Raw genomic sequence first — 14703 nt, 5'->3', positions numbered from 1 at the left:
GGCGTCAGAGGTCGCGCGGGTACCGCTTGGCGCCGCCGCGGATCCGCAGCGCCGCGACGATCTCGGTGACACCGATCACCAGCAGGCCGCAGGCCGCCAGGATCGCCAGCGCGGTGATCGAGTGCGCGGGCCACACCATCAGCACGATGCCCGCGAGCACGCTCAGGCCGCCCGCGAAACCCTGCCAACCGCGGGCCGGCATCATCGGGTCCGAGGCCACCGCCGCCAGCTGCGTGATGCCGCGGAACAGCCAGCCGATGCCGATCCACAGCGCCAGCAGCAGCACCGACTGCGCGGCCGACCGGAAGCACAGCAACCCCAGCAGCACGCAGAGCGCACCACTGACGAACGCCAGCACCCGCAGCGCCGTCGACGCGTGCGTGCCGAACGCCCCGACCAGCTGCACCACGCCGATCACCAGCAGGTACAGGCCGAACAGCACGCCGACCACCCACAGCGTCTGCTTCGGCCACACCAGCACGACCACCCCCAGCGCCAGCGAGACCAGCCCGCCCGCCAGCACCGCCTGCCAGGCGATCCGGGCCAGCTGCTGGAACGGCCCGGGCAGGTCGTCGCGCGAATCGATCCGGTACGGGGCACTCATGGCTCCTCCGAGGGGACTGGGCGGAACGGACACGTCACGCCTCCAGCCTCCGTGCCCCACCACCCCCGGGGCGCGGCGGGATCCGCCGGACGGACGAACCGGGCCGCCCGGTTCGCACCCGGATCCGCTACCGTCCGTTCACCCACCGGCCCCGGCGGGCGGTCTACCATCTGACGCTATGACGGACCAGGGGCGGGGGAGCCCGGAGGACGGGACGGACGTCGTCGAGCCGGAAGCGGTGGCGGAAGCCGGGCCGGAAGCGGGTGGCGGTGGTGCGGGCGGGGGCGGGGGGCACTACATCGTCTGCGGCGGCGACTCGCTCGCGCACCGGCTGATCCTGGAGCTCACCGAGCAGTACGAGGTGCCGGTGGTCGCCGTCGTCCCCGACCGGTCGCGCGAGCACGGGCCGGCGATCGCCCAGATACCCGGGGTCGGCGCCGTCCTGGAGTACTCGACGGTCACCGGTGAGGCGCTGGCGGCGGCGGACGTCGAGCACGCCCGCGGGATCGCGCTGATGGACGGCACCGACCAGGAGAACATCCACGCCGCGCTCGCCGCCGAGAACCGCAACCCCGGCGTCCGGATCGTGCTGCGGATCTTCAACCAGCGGCTCGGCGAGCACATCGAGAAGCTGCTCCCGAACTGCGCCGCGCTCTCCGGTTCGGCCACCGCCGCGCCCGCGTTCGCCAACGGCGCGCTCGGCCGCCCGCACACCGTCGAGGTCGGCGGCCGGCAGCTGTACGTCGCGTACGACGGGGAGATCCGGCCGAACCAGATCTGCCTGGTCGCCGACCGGATCGACCGGCAGGACCTGACCCGGCTCCGGCTGCTTCCGGAGACCGGCGGCCGGGCCGCCGACTTCATCCGGATCGCCGAACTGCTGGGCGGCGGCGAGGGGTTCGGCCCCGGAGGCCGTTCCGGACCGCTCGGCCGGCCGGACCCGGGGCCGCTCCGGGAGCCCGGCGGGCTGGCCGCGCTGCAGACCCTGGACACCGAGCCGCCGCTGCGCCAGCCCCTGCGCAAGCGGGTCAAGTGGTGGCTGCTGGACAGCCTCAAGCACTTCACCAACACCCGGCTGCGGATGATCCTGATCACCGCGTTCGCCGCGATCCTGCTCGGCGGCCTGGTGCTGGCCCGGCACAGCACCGGCTCGCACGGCTTCGGCTGGACGCTGTACTTCACGCTGCTGGACGCGGCCGGCGCCGTCCAGCCCGACGTGCCGGGCCAGCAGGTGCTGGGCGACTCCTGGGCCCGGGCCGCGCAGGTGCTGATCACCTTCTGCGGCATCACCTTCGTCCCGGTCGCCACCGCGATCGTGGTGGAGGCGCTGGCCAGCGGCCGCCGCGGCCTGCCCCGCCCGCCCGGCGCCCGGACCCGCGACCACGTCATCGTGGTCGGCCTGGGCAACGTCGGCACCCGGGTCGCCACCCTGGTGCACGCCACCGGGCTGCCGGTGGTCTGCCTGGAACGCGACCCGCAGGCCCGCGGCATCGCCGCCGCCCGCGCCCTCGGCATCCCGGTGCTGATCGGCGAGGGCCCGCTGGAGGCCCAGCTCCGGCAGGCCCGGGTCAAGCACGCCCGGGCCGTGGTCGCGGTCACCTCGGACGACGCCGCCAACCTGGAGGCCGCGCTGGAGGCCCGCGCGGTGCGGCCCGAAGTCCGGATCGTGGTGCGGCTGTTCGACGACGACTTCGCCCACCACGTGTACGCCACGCTCGGCAACGTGGCGTCCCGCTCGCTCTCCTACCTGGCCGCGCCCGCCTTCGCCGCCGCCCTGATGGGACGCGAAGTCCTCGGCACCCTCTCGGTGTTCCGGCACGTCCTGCTGGTCGCCGAACTCGCCGTCGAGGAGGGCACGGTGCTGGACGGGCAGAACGTCGGCGACCTGGAACGCCCCGGCGGCGTCCGGATCCTGGCGGTCCGGTTGCAGCGCCGGGGCCACGACTACCAGTGGAACTTCGCCGACCGCTCCCGGCGGCTCGCCCCCGGCGACCGGATCGTGATCGCCGCCACCCGGTCCGGACTTGCGCGCGTCATCCAATGACGGCAGGATCCGGCGGAACGGATCGTTCGGTGGCGGAGCGTCTGCTGACGTGGCGTCAAGTGGCGGGTGAGGGCGGCTGGTTCACCGAGCGGTGGGAAAGCTGCCGGTAGAACTCCCCGACGGAGCCACGATGATCAGCGCCATCCTGCACGGAAGCCCGGGGATGATCCCGGCCTTCGCCGTCCTCGCCCTCCTGCTCGGCGCGGCCGCCGGGTGGGCGGCCCACCGGTACGGGCGGCCCCGGGCGTCCACCGCGCTGCTCGGCGTCGCGCTGGCGGCGGAACTCACCGCCACCTTCTACCCGACCGGGCCGGGCGGCGGCACGGGGACCGTGTGCGCGGTCGGCTCCGACCCGGCCTTCGTGTTCGACACCGTGCAGGGGCGGATGAACGTGCTGATGTTCGTCCCGATCGGCCTGTTCGCGGTGCTGGCGCTCGGTCGCCCGCTGCTGGCGGCGGTCGGCACGGTCGGGCTGAGCGCGCTCACCGAGACCGGGCAGGGCCTGCTCTCCTGGGTCGGCCGGGCCTGCGACTCCAGCGACTTCGCGGCCAACACGGTCGGCGGCCTGGCCGGCGTGCTGGCCGGCTGCGCGGTCCGGCTGGCCCTGCGGCGGCGGGCCGGGGCGGCCGGAGCAGCCGGGGCGGGCGGAGCGGTCCGGGGGCTCGGGCCGGACCGGCGGGAGTGGAAGCTCGGCGGGGCGCTGGCGGCGGGGATCGCCGTGCCGGTCCTGCTGCTGCAGGCCTTCGTGTTCACCCCGACCACGATGACGGGGGCGCTCGAACCGACCGCCGAGCAGCGCGAGTTCGCCCTGCGCGAGGCCGGGGCGCTGTTCCCGCCGGGCGCCGAGGTGATCAAGGTGCAGCGGCTCGCCACCGAGGGCTACCCCGACGTGCTGGCGGTCACGGGCAGGGCCGACTCCTTCGACGTGCGGTGGCCGTCCGGCGAGCTGGTCGCCTACCACTCCGGCCGGGCCGGGGCGGACCCCGGACCGGGCGTGGTGCCGATCGGCCCGGCGGACGCCCGGGCCGCCGCCGACCGGTTCGCCGCGCGGTGGCTGGTCGGCCGCGGCGCGGGAACCGAGCCGCAGGTCTCCCCGCTGGACGGGAGGAACGGCCGCTACCGGTTCGTCTACACGGCCGGCGGGGTCCCGGCGACGGTGGACGTCGGCGACGACGGCACCGTGCTCTGGTTCGCGGGCAACTGACCGGCCGGCGTGTCGGCGCCGGGACGTAGGGTGCCGGTGACCGTGCCGAGGAACGACACCGGAGCGTACGCAGTGCCGCAGCAACCCACCGACCGGCTGGCCGTCGTCCGGCAGCTCGCCGCCGCCGAGGACGTCGGCGGGCTGGCCCGCAGGCTGTACGGGGAGAACGTCTCCTGCCGCGGCGACTGGACGGCGGACGGCGGCGGCCTGCTCCGGCTGCTGCGGGGCCTGCCGGTGGAGCGCCGGGTCCGGCTGCTGGTCCGGCTGAGCGAGGGGCTGGAGGAGGCGGCGGTGCACGCCCCGCCCGAGTGCCGGGGGCTGGCCGCGCTCAACGTGCTGTTGGCGCAAGGCCTTTCGGAGCAGCAGCTGGCACCCTGGCGGGAGCCGCTGCTGGCCGGGGCGGCCGGGCGGATGGCGGTCTGGGAGGGTTGGCGGCTGACCGCCCTGCTGGAGGCCGACCGGGAGGCCGGGCGGACGCCGCCCGTCCCGGTGCTGGCGACCGCCCGCCGCTCCGCGCTGATCGCCACCGTCCCGGCCGAACTCGCCGCCGTCACCGCCGGGTTCGACGGGCCGCCGGTCAACCCCGGTGAGCCGTGGGCCGACCGGGCGCTCGCCGACCTGTCCGAGGTCCGCGACGGCGCCGCCTGGCGGGCGCTGCTCGGCCACGCGCTGACCGCCACCGGCGCCAAGCCGACCGCGAAGTGGCTGCGGGCCGGCCGGCCGCTGCTGGACGAGGCCGGCCCGGCCCGGCTGGCCGGGTTCGCCGCCGACTGGTTCCCGCTGGCCGGGCGGCCGCGCCGGGACGCGGTGGCGTCCTTCCACCGTTCCGGCCCGGCGCTGTACGACCCCGACCCGTTCAACTGGCGCGTCCTACAAGGACTCGCCGCCCTGCTGGCGCTCGCCCCGGCCCGTCCGGAGAGCGCCCGGGCGCTGGGCGCGCTGGCCGAGGCCGCGCTGATCCGGGTCCGCGGCCTGGGCCCGCGCTCCCCGCTGACCGCCGCCGCCGCCGTCCGGGCCCTGACCGCCCTCGGCGGGCCGGACGCCCGGGACGAACTGGAGCGCCTGGCGGGGGTGCTGGCGTACAAGCCGACCCTGAAGGCGGTCGCCTCGGCGCTCGCCGACTGGGACGGCCGAGCGGGCCGAGTGGGCTGAGCGGGTCGAGCGGGCCGAGCGGGTCGGGCCGGTCGGGCCTACTCGTTGCGGAAGGCGGCCGGGCGCTTCTCGGCGAACGCCGCCATGCCCTCCTTCTGGTCGGCGGTGGCGAACGCGGCGTGGAACAGCCGGCGTTCGAACCGGACGCCCTCGGCCAGGGTGGTCTCGAAGGCGCGGTTGACCGACTCCTTCATCATCACGGCGGCGGGCAGCGACATCGCGGCGACGGTCTCGGCGACCGCCAGCGCCTCGGTGAGCAGCTGCTCGGCGGGGACGATCCGGGAGACCAGGCCGGCCCGTTCGGCCTCCTCGGCGCCCATCATCCGGCCGGTCAGGCAGAGGTCCATCGCCTTGGCCTTGCCGACGGCGCGGGTCAGCCGCTGCGAGCCGCCGATGCCGGGGATGACGCCCAGCTTGATCTCGGGCTGGCCGAACTTCGCGGTGTCGGCGGCGATCAGGACGTCGCAGAGCATCGCCAACTCACAGCCGCCGCCGAGCGCGTAGCCCGCGACCGCGGCGACGACCGGCTTGCGCAGCCGGCCCAGCTCGTCCCAGGGGCCGAGCCAGTCGTCCAGGTAGACGGCGGGGAAGCGGTTGTCCTGCATCTCCTTGATGTCGGCGCCCGCCGCGAACGCCTTCGCGGAGCCGGTGATGACCAGGGCGCCGATCTCCGGGTCGCGGTCGAAGGCCTTGGCGGCGGCCACCACCTCGTTCATCAGCCGGGTGTTGAGCGCGTTGAGCGCCTCGGGCCGGTTCAGGGTGATGATGCCGACCCGGTCCTTGCGGTCCACCAGGATCGTCTCGTACTCGGTCATCGCCGTCTCTTCCTCTCCACGCCGAGCGGAATCTCTGCCGCTGGATACGATCTCCGAACCGGGCCCCGGAAACCAGTCTCGACAGGCGAGACGAAGGTCACCAGGCGGTCACCGGGCGGTCATCCGGCCGGGGCCGGGGCCGGGGCCGGGGCCGGGCCGAGATCCAGGTCGCCGTCGGCCGGGGGTTCGAAGAAGCGGGCGACGTCGGCGGCGGATACCCCGGCCAGGGCGGCGGGGGACCAGTGCGGGTCGCGGTCCTTGTCGACGACCTGGGCGCGGATCCCCTCGACCAGGTCGTGGTGGGCCAGCGCGGCGCAGGAGACCCGGTACTCCTGCTCCAGGGTCGCCGCCAGCGAGGGCAGCGCCCGGGCCCGGCGCAGCGCGGCCAGGGTCACCTTCAGCATGGTGGGGGACTTGCCGAGCAGCTGCTCGACGGCGTCCTTCGCGGCGGGCAGGCCGGTGGCGCGCAGCCGCTCGACGATCTCCTCGACGCTGTCGGCGGCGTAGCAGGGGTCGATCCACTCGCGCTGCCCGGCGAGTTCGGACGGCGGGGCGGGCGCGGCGGACGCGGCCACGGCGGCGGCCGGGTCCTGGCCGCCGGCGAGCCGTGCGGTCAGCGCGGGCAGTGCGGCGGAGGGCACGAAGTGGTCGGCGAAGCCGCAGTACAGGGCGTCGCCGGCGGTCATGGTGGCGGCGGCCAGGCCGACGTGGGTGCCGAGTTCGCCGGGGGCGCGGGCGAGCAGGCGGCTGCCGCCGACGTCCGGGACGAGGCCGATCCGGGTCTCCGGCATGGCGACGGCCGAGCGCTCGGTGACGATCCGGACGGCGGCGTGCCCGGCGAGGCCGACGCCGCCGCCCATCGTGATGCCGTCCATCAGCGCGACGTACGGCTTCGGGTAGCGGGAGATCAGCTCGTTCAGCGGGTACTCGACCCGGAAGAACGCCCGCACGCCCGCGCCGCCGAGCCTGGCGTCGTCGTGCACGGCCCGGAGGTCGGCGCCCGCGCACAGGCCGCGTTCGCCCGCGCCGGTCAGCAGGACGGTGCGGACCCGGTCGTCGCCGGCCCAGTCGTCCAGCGCGGCGCGGACGGTCTCCAGCATGGCGCGGGTGAGCGAGTTGAGCGCCCGCGGCCGGTTGAGCACGATCCGGCCGAGCGGGCCGGTCCGCTCGATCAGCACGTCCGGCCCGGTCGCCTCCGAGGTCGCCATGGCTGTCGCTCCCGCCTGTCCTGTCGGTTGGTACGAAGATCCTTCCCCGGCACCGTAGCGGACGGGAGCGCGGCGGCGGTCCCGGCCGGGGACCTCGGGGGAGGACCGCTCAGCAGGGGCGCACCGGGGTCGCGAGCACGACCGGGGCGGCCGGGGCGAGCGGGCGGGGGGCGAAGCCGCAGAGCTGCACGGGGTGGGGGGTGAGCGGGAGGGCCTGGGCCTGCGGAACGGGGATCAGCAGGTTGGCGGCGGCGAGGGCGGCTCCGCAGACCAGGGTGCGCAGCTTCATCATCGGGGGTCCTCCGGGGAAGAGAGTTGTCCGCGAACGGGTGCGGCCGGTCCCCTTCGGCGCCGGGCGTGGGCGGCTCGGCTCGGGGGGTGGCCGCGGTTCTGTCGGGTCAACTTCTAGTGGCGGAGGGGTTCGCGGGTCCGGAACCTCACCCGTTCGGCGGCGTGCTGCGGACGCGCCGTTGACGTCGGGCGGGTGTCGTCCGGCGTGGGGCGGCGCGCCCGCGGCACGGGGCGGTGACCGGTCGGCTGTCAGGTCGGCCGGTCACCGCCCCGGCGGGTCAGCCGACGACCGTGCCGGTGACCTCGCCGAACCCGACCCGCAGGCCCCCCGGCCCGGGGGCGGTCGCGGTGATGGACACCTCGTCGCCGTCCTCCAGGAAGGTGCGGCTGGTGCCGTCGGGGAACGTGAGGGGGTGCTCGCCGTTCCAGGTGAGTTCGATCAGGGCGCCCCGGGTCTCCGGTTCGGGGCCGGAGACGGTGCCGGAGGCGTACAGGTCGCCGGTGCGCAGGCTGGCGCCGTTCGCGGTGAGGTGGGCGAGCTGCTGGGCGGCGGTCCAGTACATGCCGGCGAACGGCGGGCGCGAGATCGTGCGGCCGTTGAGCGACACCTCCAGGGCGAGGTCCAGGCCCCAGGGCTCGGCGTCCCGGTCGTCCAGGTAGGGCAGCGGTTCGACGTCGCGGGCCGGCGGGGCGACCCGGGCGTGCTCCAGCGCGTCCAGCGGCACCACCCAGGGGGAGAGCGAGGTGGCGAAGGACTTGCCGAGGAACGGGCCGAGCGGGACGTACTCCCAGGCCTGGATGTCGCGCGCGGACCAGTCGTTGAGCAGGCAGACGCCGAAGACGTGCTCGGCGAAGTCGGCGAGCGCGACCGGGTGGCCCATCGAGCTGGGCGTGCCGACCACGAAGGCGACCTCGGCCTCGATGTCGAGGCGGCGGGACGGGCCGAAGCCCGGTGCGGCGTCGGCGGGGGCCTTGCGCTGGCCGTGCGGGCGGGTCACCGGGGTGCCGGAGACCACGACGGTGCCGGAGCGGCCGTGGTAACCGATCGGCAGGTGCTTCCAGTTGGGGGTCAGCGGCTCCTGACCCGGCCGGAAGATCCTGCCGAGGTTGGTGGCGTGGTGCTCGGAGGCGTAGAAGTCGACGTAGTCGGCGACCTCGAACGGCAGGTGCAGCCGGACGTCCGCGAGCGGCAGCAGGCAGGGCTCGACGGCCGCCCGGTGGGCCGGGTCGGTCAGCCAGGAGGTGAGCGCGGCGCGCACCGCCCGCCAGGTCGAACGGCCGGAGGCCATCAGCGGGTTGAGGTTCTCCGCGTCCAGCAGCGCGGACGGCGCGCCGACCGCGCGGGCGGCCGCGCCGGCGTCCAGCACCAGGTCGCCGATCCGGACGCCGAGTCGCCGGCGGCCGGGCCGGTCGGCGGCGGTGAAGACGCCGTAGGGCAGGTTGTGGACGCCGAACGGGGAGTCGGCGGGCAGGTCGAGCCAGGTGGCGGTGGTGCTCAAGAGGTCTCCAGGAGGCCGAGGCGGGCGAGGTCTTCCAGCGGCTCGGCGATGCTACAGGTGCCGAAGGAGGTGAACGAGGCCCGGGCGGCAGTGATCTGATGCTCCGTCAGGGAGTCGACGGCGGTGGCCAGTCGGGCGCCGTCCCGCTCGGCGAGCAGCTCGACGGCCTGCGCGCGGTCGGCGGCCCCGGCCGCCAGCAGCACGTTGAGGAAGCCGTGGTGCTCGTAGCCGGTGCCCGGGTCGGTGTGCCGGACCGCGTGGTGCAGCCCCGCCGTGCACTTGTACGGCAGGGCCCGCTCGGCGCAGCCCAGCAGGAAGCCGGCCAGCTCGGTGACGGACGGGAACGCGGCGTGGGCCAGGCCGCCGGTGCGGTACTTGGCGCGGTAGCGGGTGCCGGCCAGCGCGTCCAGGCCGTCCTCCGGCCGCTGCGAGCGCGGCAGTTCGACCGCCGCGCCGACGCCCTCGGGCAGCAGCGCGTCCAGCTCGGCGACCGCCGCCCGGACGTCCTCGCCGGGCGCGTACTCGACGGTGGCGACCCGCAGGCCGTCGGCCGCCTTCAGCGCCTCGGCCAGCCGGCCCGGGCCGACCACCAGGCCGACCTCGAACTCCGGCTCCAGCGCGCGCAGTTCAGCCAGGGCGTCGACGGGTGCGAGCAGCGGGCCGACCGCCTCCGCGTACCAGGCGGCGCGGTGCGCCCGGTGCGCGGGGACGGCCTCGGCCAGCGGCAGGTCGCCGGGCGGGAAGACCGCCGCGTCGTCGAACAGCCCCCGGTACAGCTCGGGTACGTTCATCGCCTCGCCCAGGTCCACGCGTAGTTCGGGTCCTCGCTGGCGGTGGCGGCCTCGCCGAGCTCCAGCGGGCGGAAGGTGTCCACCATGACCGCCAGCTCGTCGAAGAACTCCGCGCCGATCGAGCGCTCGTACGCGCCCGGCTGCGGGCCGTGGGTGTGGCCGCCGGGGTGCAGCGAGATCGACCCCTGTCCGATGCCGGAGCCCTTGCGGGCCTCGTAGTCGCCGCCGCAGTAGAACATCACCTCGTCGCTGTCCACGTTCGCGTGGTAGTACGGGACGGGGATCGACAGCGGGTGGTAGTCCACCTTGCGCGGCACGAAGTTGCAGATCACGAAGTTGTTGCCCTCGAACACCTGGTGGGCCGGCGGCGGCTGGTGCACCCGCCCGGTGATCGGCTCGTAGTCCGCGATGTTGAACGCGTACGGGTACAGGCAGCCGTCCCACCCCACCACGTCGAAGGGGTGGTGGGGGACGGTGTGGCGGGTGCCGACCACGCCGCCCGGGCCGCGGTGCTTGACCAGCACGTCCACCTCGCCGCCGTCGACCAGCAGCGGGCCCTCGGGGCCGCGCAGGTCCCGTTCGCAGAACGGCGCGTGCTCCAGGAGCTGGCCGAACTTCGACAGGTAGCGGCGGGCCGGGGTGATGTGGCTGTTCGCCTCGATGCAGTAGGCGCGCAGCGGCTCGTCCCCGGTCGGCACCCAGCGGTGGGTGGTGGCCCGCGGGATCAGCACGTAGTCGCCCCGCCCGACCGCCAGCGTGCCGAACACCGTCTCCAGCACGGCCGTTCCGGACTCCACGTACACGCACTCGTCGCCGAGCCCGTTGCGGTACAGCTCGCTGGGCGCGCCCGCCGCGACGTAGGAGATCCGGACGTCCGCGTTGCCGAGGACGAGCCGGCGGCCGGTGACCGCGTCTGCCGACTTCCACTCCTCGCCGGGGAACAGCTCGTGCAGCTTCAGGTGGCGGGGGAGCAGCGGGAGGTTGGCGGTGGTGGACTGGTCCGGCAGCTCCCAGACCGAGGCGGCCGTCACCGCCGAGGGGATGTGCCGGTGGTACAGCAGCGAGGAGTCCGAGGAGAAGCCCTCCTCGCCCATCAACTCCTCGTAGTACAGGCCCCCTTCGGGGGTGCGGTGCTGGGTGTGCCGCTTGGGCGGCACCGAGCCCAGCTGCCGGTAGTACGCCATCGCCCTGGTTCTCCCTGTCGTCCGTCTCTCGCCGTCAGAGGTTGCCGCGCCGGTCCTGCTCGCGCTCGATCGCCTCGAACAGGGCCTTGAAGTTGCCCTTGCCGAAGCCCAGCGAACCATGCCGCTCGATGAACTCGTAGAAGACGGTCGGCCGGTCGCCGATCGGCTTGGTGAAGATCTGCAGCAGGTAGCCGTCCTCGTCGCGGTCGACCAGGATGCCGCGCGACTGCAGCTCCTCGATCGGGACGCGGACCTTGCCGATCCGCTCGCGCAGCTCCGGGTCCTCGTAGTACGAGTCCGGGGTGGACAGGAACTCGACGCCGCGCGAGCGCAGCACGTCCACCGTGGTCAGGATGTCGTTGGTGGCCAGCGCCATGTGCTGGCAGCCCGGGCCGGTGTAGAACTCCAGGTACTCGTCGATCTGCGACTTCTTCTTCGCCACGGCCGGCTCGTTCAGCGGGAACTTCACCCGGTGGTTGCCGCTCGCCACGACCTTCGACATCAGCGCCGAGTAGTCGGTGGCGATGTCGTCGCCGACGAACTCCGCCATGTTCACGAAGCCCATCACCCGGTTGTAGAACGACACCCACTCGTCCATCTTGCCGAGCTCGACGTTGCCCACCGCGTGGTCCAGCGCCTGGAACAGCCGCTTCGGCGCGCCCTCGGGGCGGACCACGGTCGACTCGCGGGCGACGTAGCCCGGCAGGTACGGGCCGGTGTAGCGGGAGCGGTCGACCAGGGTGTGCCGGGTCTCGCCGTACGCGGCGATCGCGGCGCGGCGCACCGTGCCGTGCTCGTCGGAGACGTCGTTCGGCTCCTCCAGGATGGTGGCGCCCTGGGCGCGGGCGTGCGCGACGCACTTGTCCACGTCCGGCACCTCCATCGCCAGGTCGACCACGCCGTCGCCGTGCCGGCGGTGGTGGTCGAGCAGCGGGCTGTCCGGCGACACGCCGCCCTTGATCACGAAGCGGCAGGAGCCGGAGCGCAGCACGAACGCCTTGCGGTCGCGGCGGCCGGTCTCCGGGCCCGAGTAGGCGACCAGCTCCATGCCGAACACGGCCTGGTAGAACTGGGCCGTCTGGGTCGCGTTGCCCACCACGAAGACCACCGCGTCCTGGGCGGTGACCGGGAACGGGTCGGTCGAGGCGTCGTACTCGACCAGGCCCACCAGGGTGCGCAACTGCTCGGCGGTCAGACCGGCCTGCAGCTCCTCGGGGGTCAGTTCAACGGCGGCTTCGGCGGTCATGGGGCATTCCTCCACGTCGAGGTCGGTTGCGCAGAGCTTGCTCCTGCTCGGTGGGGTGGGCAACAGGTCCGATATCGGCTGCTCAATGTGTACAAGGTGAGCAGGCGAGGGGGGACCCGGCTGTACGGATTGCTCAGTGCCCGGCCGGTTCGCCCCCCGACCGTCCGGGCAGCCGGCGGGCGAACCAGCCGGCCGCCAGCTCGGCGACCGCCGCCAGCGCGCCCGGCTCCTCGAACAGGTGCCCGGCGCCCGGGACGATCCGCAGCGCGCCCTCCCCGCCCAGCTCGGCGCGGGCCCGCCGGTTCCACTCCACCACCTCGGCGTCCGCCCCGCCCACGATCAGCAGCGTCGGGACGGTCACCAGCGGCAGCCGGGCCGCCGCCAGGTCCGGCCGGCCCCCGCGCGAGACGATCGCCGCCGGGCGGCTCTCCGCGCCCGGCTCGGCCGCCGCCCACAGCGCCGCCGCCGCGCCGGTGCTCGCCCCGAACCAGCCGTACGGCAGGCCCGCCAGCGCCGGGTGCCGCAGCACCGCCCGGGTCGCCGCCGCCAGCCGCCCGCCGAGCAGCCCCGGGTCGAACACCTTCCAGCGCTCCGCCGCCTCCCCGGGCGCCAGCAGGTCGAACCGGACCGTCGCCAGCCGCTCCCGGTGCAGCCGGGCGGCCACCGCGAGGCCGCGCGGACTGTCCCGGCCCGAACCGCTGCCGTGCGCGAACACCACCACCCCGGACGGGACTTCGGGCACGTCCAGGACGGCCGGGCCGGCGGGCAGCGGCACCTCGTACCGGGTGGTGGGCGGCGCCGCCGGGCGCTCCAGCGCGGCCAGCACCTCGGCGTCCGAGGTCTGCCGGAAGTCCCGGTACCACTCGCCGACCGCCCGGAAGCCCGCCGGGACGCGCACCGCGACGTACGCGTCCGCCGCGTCGGCCAGCAGCTCCGCCCAGCCGGGCGGGGCGACCGGCACCGCCAGCACCACCCGGGCCGCGCCCCGGGCCCGGACGATCCGGCAGGCCGCGCGCGCGGACGCGCCCGTCGCCACCCCGTCGTCCACCACCAGCACCGTCCGCCCCGCCAGCGGCACCGGCTCCCGGCCGCCCCGGTAGGCGGCCGCCCGCCGGGCCAGCTCGGCCCGCTCGCGGGCCTCGACGGCGGCGAAGGCCGCCGCCGGCACCGCCGCCGCGTCCACCACCCGCTGGTTCACCACCCGGGCGCCGTCCTCGCCGACCGCGCCCATCGCGACCTCCGACCGCCCCGGGACGCCCAGCTTGCGCACCACGCAGACGTCCAGCTCCGCGTCCAGCGCGGCCGCGACCTCGGCGGCCACCGGGACGCCGCCGCGCGGCAGCGCGACCACGACGGCGCCGCGCAGGTCCGGTCCCCCGGGGGCGGTCAGGACCTCGGCGAGGCGGCGGCCCGCGTCGGCCCGGTCGGTGAAGTGCATGGCGGAACCTCTCCACCCTCCACGGTACGCGCGCGGATAAGAAAAAAATAAGGACAAACCGGTGGGTAGCGTTACATACCGTCCGGGGACGGGTAGCGACCCATTGGCTCGCATGTCCCGACTACGAGGAGGTGGTCCCGGTGTCGACCCACATGTCGTCGGGTATGGAACACCATCCGGACATCCTGGCCCTGCGTGAACACGCGGAGCGCGTCACATCCACCACCGCCGGACAGGGCACGGAGGCGCTCGCCGTCTGCGCCGGCCTCTTCCTGGCGATCTCCCCCTGGGTGGTCGGCTTCTCCGGCTTCGCCGGCCTGACCATCAGCAACCTCGTCCTCGGCATCGCCTACGCCGTCCTGATGGCCGGCTACGGCTCCGCCTTCGGCCGCACCCACGCCCGCGCCTGGGCGTGCGTGGCCATCGGCGCCTGGACGGTCGTCGCCCCCTGGGCGGTCAACGGCGGCGCGCACGTCCGCCGCACCATCCTGACCAACGTCATCACCGGCGGCGTCATGACCTGCCTGGCCCTCGCCGCGGTCGGCATGGCCTTCTCGGGCATGGCCGGACGGCACGGCGGCAGGTAGCGGACCCGAGGAGCGGGACGCCGGGCCCCTGGCGGGCCCGGCGTCCGCACGGTGTCTTCGCGATGTCTTTGCGCCAAAGTGCGGGCGCGGACCGGAAGCGTACGCGGACACCCGCCGGGTGCGTCCGGCAAGTGGTTCGTGGACGCCCGGGAGCAGGAGCGTTGCCCCGTTTCGGTGCTGAAACCTGGCCCCGGCCGGCCCGCCCCGGGCGGACGCCCCGGCGCGCGGGGCGGGTGGGGCGGAAGGGCAGGTCGGGGCGGGCGGGAACGGGGGTGGCCGTGGGCGGGGAGAGGTTGGCCGGGACGGCACTCACCACATCGTGGGAACCCGGGAAAAAGTGGTGCCCCGTCCCGCCCCGAACCACCGTTCGGTACGGGACGCCGCCCGGGCCACCGCTCCGGGCGGACCCACGAGCCCTCAGGAGGGGACATGCGCACCGAGATCACCGTGCAGTCCGACAACGCCGACCTCGACCTGGACCTGCGCATCGCGGACGTCGCGGACCAGAGCGACGAGTTCGGCCGCGGCACCTACACCTCGCCGAGCAGCTACGCCATCGGCACCCGCTGCCCGGTCTGCTGCTGACACCCACCGGCGTACCCCCGCGCGGGGCGGGCTCCGGCCCGCCCCGCGCTCCGTC

At 75.0% G+C, this 14703-nt stretch carries 14 protein-coding genes; 5 read left to right on the top strand and 9 right to left on the bottom strand.

Annotated features, from left to right (window positions below; all coding sequences use genetic code 11):
* Positions 1 to 4: 4 nt before the first annotated feature.
* Positions 5 to 604, bottom strand: a complete 600-nt coding sequence (locus tag ACZ3J7_RS00960; protein ID WP_465615458.1) for an HdeD family acid-resistance protein — start codon at positions 602 to 604, stop codon at positions 5 to 7.
* Positions 605 to 782: 178 nt separating this feature from the next.
* Between ACZ3J7_RS00960 and ACZ3J7_RS00955 the strand changes: the two genes are divergently transcribed.
* The 3 genes from ACZ3J7_RS00955 to ACZ3J7_RS00945 all read left to right on the top strand — a co-directional run bounded on the left by ACZ3J7_RS00955 (position 783) and on the right by ACZ3J7_RS00945 (position 5004).
* A complete protein-coding gene (locus ACZ3J7_RS00955; RefSeq protein WP_465615456.1) occupies positions 783 to 2648 on the top strand; it encodes an NAD-binding protein in 1866 nt (621 codons plus the stop codon).
* A 130-nt stretch (positions 2649 to 2778) separates the two neighbouring features.
* Positions 2779 to 3852: a VanZ family protein gene (locus ACZ3J7_RS00950; RefSeq protein ID WP_465615455.1), complete on the top strand. Its 1074-nt coding sequence runs from the start codon at positions 2779 to 2781 to the stop codon at positions 3850 to 3852.
* 72 nt (positions 3853 to 3924) lie between these two features.
* Positions 3925 to 5004: a hypothetical protein gene (locus tag ACZ3J7_RS00945; protein WP_465615454.1), complete on the top strand. Its 1080-nt coding sequence runs from the start codon at positions 3925 to 3927 to the stop codon at positions 5002 to 5004.
* A 38-nt stretch (positions 5005 to 5042) separates the two neighbouring features.
* Here the strand turns inward: ACZ3J7_RS00945 and ACZ3J7_RS00940 are convergent, their stop codons facing one another.
* The 8 genes from ACZ3J7_RS00940 to ACZ3J7_RS00905 all read right to left on the bottom strand — a co-directional run bounded on the left by ACZ3J7_RS00940 (position 5043) and on the right by ACZ3J7_RS00905 (position 13476).
* Positions 5043 to 5819: an enoyl-CoA hydratase gene (locus ACZ3J7_RS00940; protein ID WP_465615452.1), complete on the bottom strand. Its 777-nt coding sequence runs from the start codon at positions 5817 to 5819 to the stop codon at positions 5043 to 5045.
* Between the two features lie 119 nt (positions 5820 to 5938).
* Positions 5939 to 7027 (bottom strand): enoyl-CoA hydratase/isomerase family protein, encoded by a 1089-nt coding sequence (locus tag ACZ3J7_RS00935; RefSeq protein WP_465615450.1) that lies wholly within the window; start codon positions 7025 to 7027, stop codon positions 5939 to 5941.
* 109 nt (positions 7028 to 7136) lie between these two features.
* The gene (locus ACZ3J7_RS00930; RefSeq protein ID WP_465615448.1) at positions 7137 to 7319 is read right to left on the bottom strand and encodes a hypothetical protein; all 183 of its coding nucleotides are present in this window, start codon (positions 7317 to 7319) and stop codon (positions 7137 to 7139) included.
* Between the two features lie 277 nt (positions 7320 to 7596).
* Complete coding sequence (fahA, locus tag ACZ3J7_RS00925) at positions 7597 to 8817, bottom strand: fumarylacetoacetase (protein ID WP_465615447.1); 1221 nt, start codon at positions 8815 to 8817, stop codon at positions 7597 to 7599.
* Positions 8814 to 9626 (bottom strand): hypothetical protein, encoded by an 813-nt coding sequence (locus ACZ3J7_RS00920; protein WP_465615446.1) that lies wholly within the window; start codon positions 9624 to 9626, stop codon positions 8814 to 8816. Before ACZ3J7_RS00920 ends, fahA begins: the two co-directional genes overlap by 4 nt.
* Entirely contained in the window at positions 9605 to 10792 is a 1188-nt protein-coding gene (locus ACZ3J7_RS00915) for a cupin domain-containing protein (RefSeq protein WP_465615444.1), read from the bottom strand. Before ACZ3J7_RS00915 ends, ACZ3J7_RS00920 begins: the two co-directional genes overlap by 22 nt.
* Before the next feature lie 34 nt (positions 10793 to 10826).
* Complete coding sequence (gene hppD / locus ACZ3J7_RS00910) at positions 10827 to 12038, bottom strand: 4-hydroxyphenylpyruvate dioxygenase (RefSeq protein WP_465615443.1); 1212 nt, start codon at positions 12036 to 12038, stop codon at positions 10827 to 10829.
* Between the two features lie 133 nt (positions 12039 to 12171).
* Positions 12172 to 13476, bottom strand: a complete 1305-nt coding sequence (locus tag ACZ3J7_RS00905; RefSeq protein WP_465615441.1) for a phosphoribosyltransferase family protein — start codon at positions 13474 to 13476, stop codon at positions 12172 to 12174.
* Between the two features lie 164 nt (positions 13477 to 13640).
* Between ACZ3J7_RS00905 and ACZ3J7_RS00900 the strand changes: the two genes are divergently transcribed.
* Both ACZ3J7_RS00900 and lanA read left to right on the top strand, forming a co-directional pair.
* Positions 13641 to 14063 carry an SPW repeat protein gene (locus ACZ3J7_RS00900; protein ID WP_465615440.1) on the top strand — a complete coding sequence of 141 codons (423 nt, stop codon included), beginning with the start codon at positions 13641 to 13643 and terminating at the stop codon, positions 14061 to 14063.
* Between the two features lie 429 nt (positions 14064 to 14492).
* The gene (lanA, locus tag ACZ3J7_RS00895) at positions 14493 to 14648 is read left to right on the top strand and encodes an SCO0268 family class II lanthipeptide (RefSeq protein WP_465615438.1); all 156 of its coding nucleotides are present in this window, start codon (positions 14493 to 14495) and stop codon (positions 14646 to 14648) included.
* Positions 14649 to 14703 lie beyond the last annotated feature (55 nt).

The sequence above is a fragment of the Kitasatospora sp. NPDC015121 genome (genome assembly GCF_055562955.1).
Note: the sequence above shows the minus strand (reverse complement) of the source record. Positions and strands in the feature narration are given on the sequence as shown.

What these genes read in the sequence shown, in the direction of transcription:
- ACZ3J7_RS00960 (WP_465615458.1), bottom strand. Translation starts at nt 604, where the DNA reads ATGAGTGCCCCGTACCGGATCGATTCGCGCGACGACCTGCCCGGGCCG.
- ACZ3J7_RS00955 (WP_465615456.1), top strand. Translation starts at nt 783, where the DNA reads ATGACGGACCAGGGGCGGGGGAGCCCGGAGGACGGGACGGACGTCGTC.
- ACZ3J7_RS00950 (WP_465615455.1), top strand. Translation starts at nt 2,779, where the DNA reads ATGATCAGCGCCATCCTGCACGGAAGCCCGGGGATGATCCCGGCCTTC.
- ACZ3J7_RS00940 (WP_465615452.1), bottom strand. Translation starts at nt 5,819, where the DNA reads ATGACCGAGTACGAGACGATCCTGGTGGACCGCAAGGACCGGGTCGGC.
- ACZ3J7_RS00935 (WP_465615450.1), bottom strand. Translation starts at nt 7,027, where the DNA reads ATGGCGACCTCGGAGGCGACCGGGCCGGACGTGCTGATCGAGCGGACC.
- ACZ3J7_RS00930 (WP_465615448.1), bottom strand. Translation starts at nt 7,319, where the DNA reads ATGATGAAGCTGCGCACCCTGGTCTGCGGAGCCGCCCTCGCCGCCGCC.
- ACZ3J7_RS00915 (WP_465615444.1), bottom strand. Translation starts at nt 10,792, where the DNA reads ATGGCGTACTACCGGCAGCTGGGCTCGGTGCCGCCCAAGCGGCACACC.
- hppD (WP_465615443.1), bottom strand. Translation starts at nt 12,038, where the DNA reads ATGACCGCCGAAGCCGCCGTTGAACTGACCCCCGAGGAGCTGCAGGCC.
- ACZ3J7_RS00905 (WP_465615441.1), bottom strand. Translation starts at nt 13,476, where the DNA reads ATGCACTTCACCGACCGGGCCGACGCGGGCCGCCGCCTCGCCGAGGTC.
- ACZ3J7_RS00900 (WP_465615440.1), top strand. Translation starts at nt 13,641, where the DNA reads ATGGAACACCATCCGGACATCCTGGCCCTGCGTGAACACGCGGAGCGC.
- lanA (WP_465615438.1), top strand. Translation starts at nt 14,493, where the DNA reads ATGCGCACCGAGATCACCGTGCAGTCCGACAACGCCGACCTCGACCTG.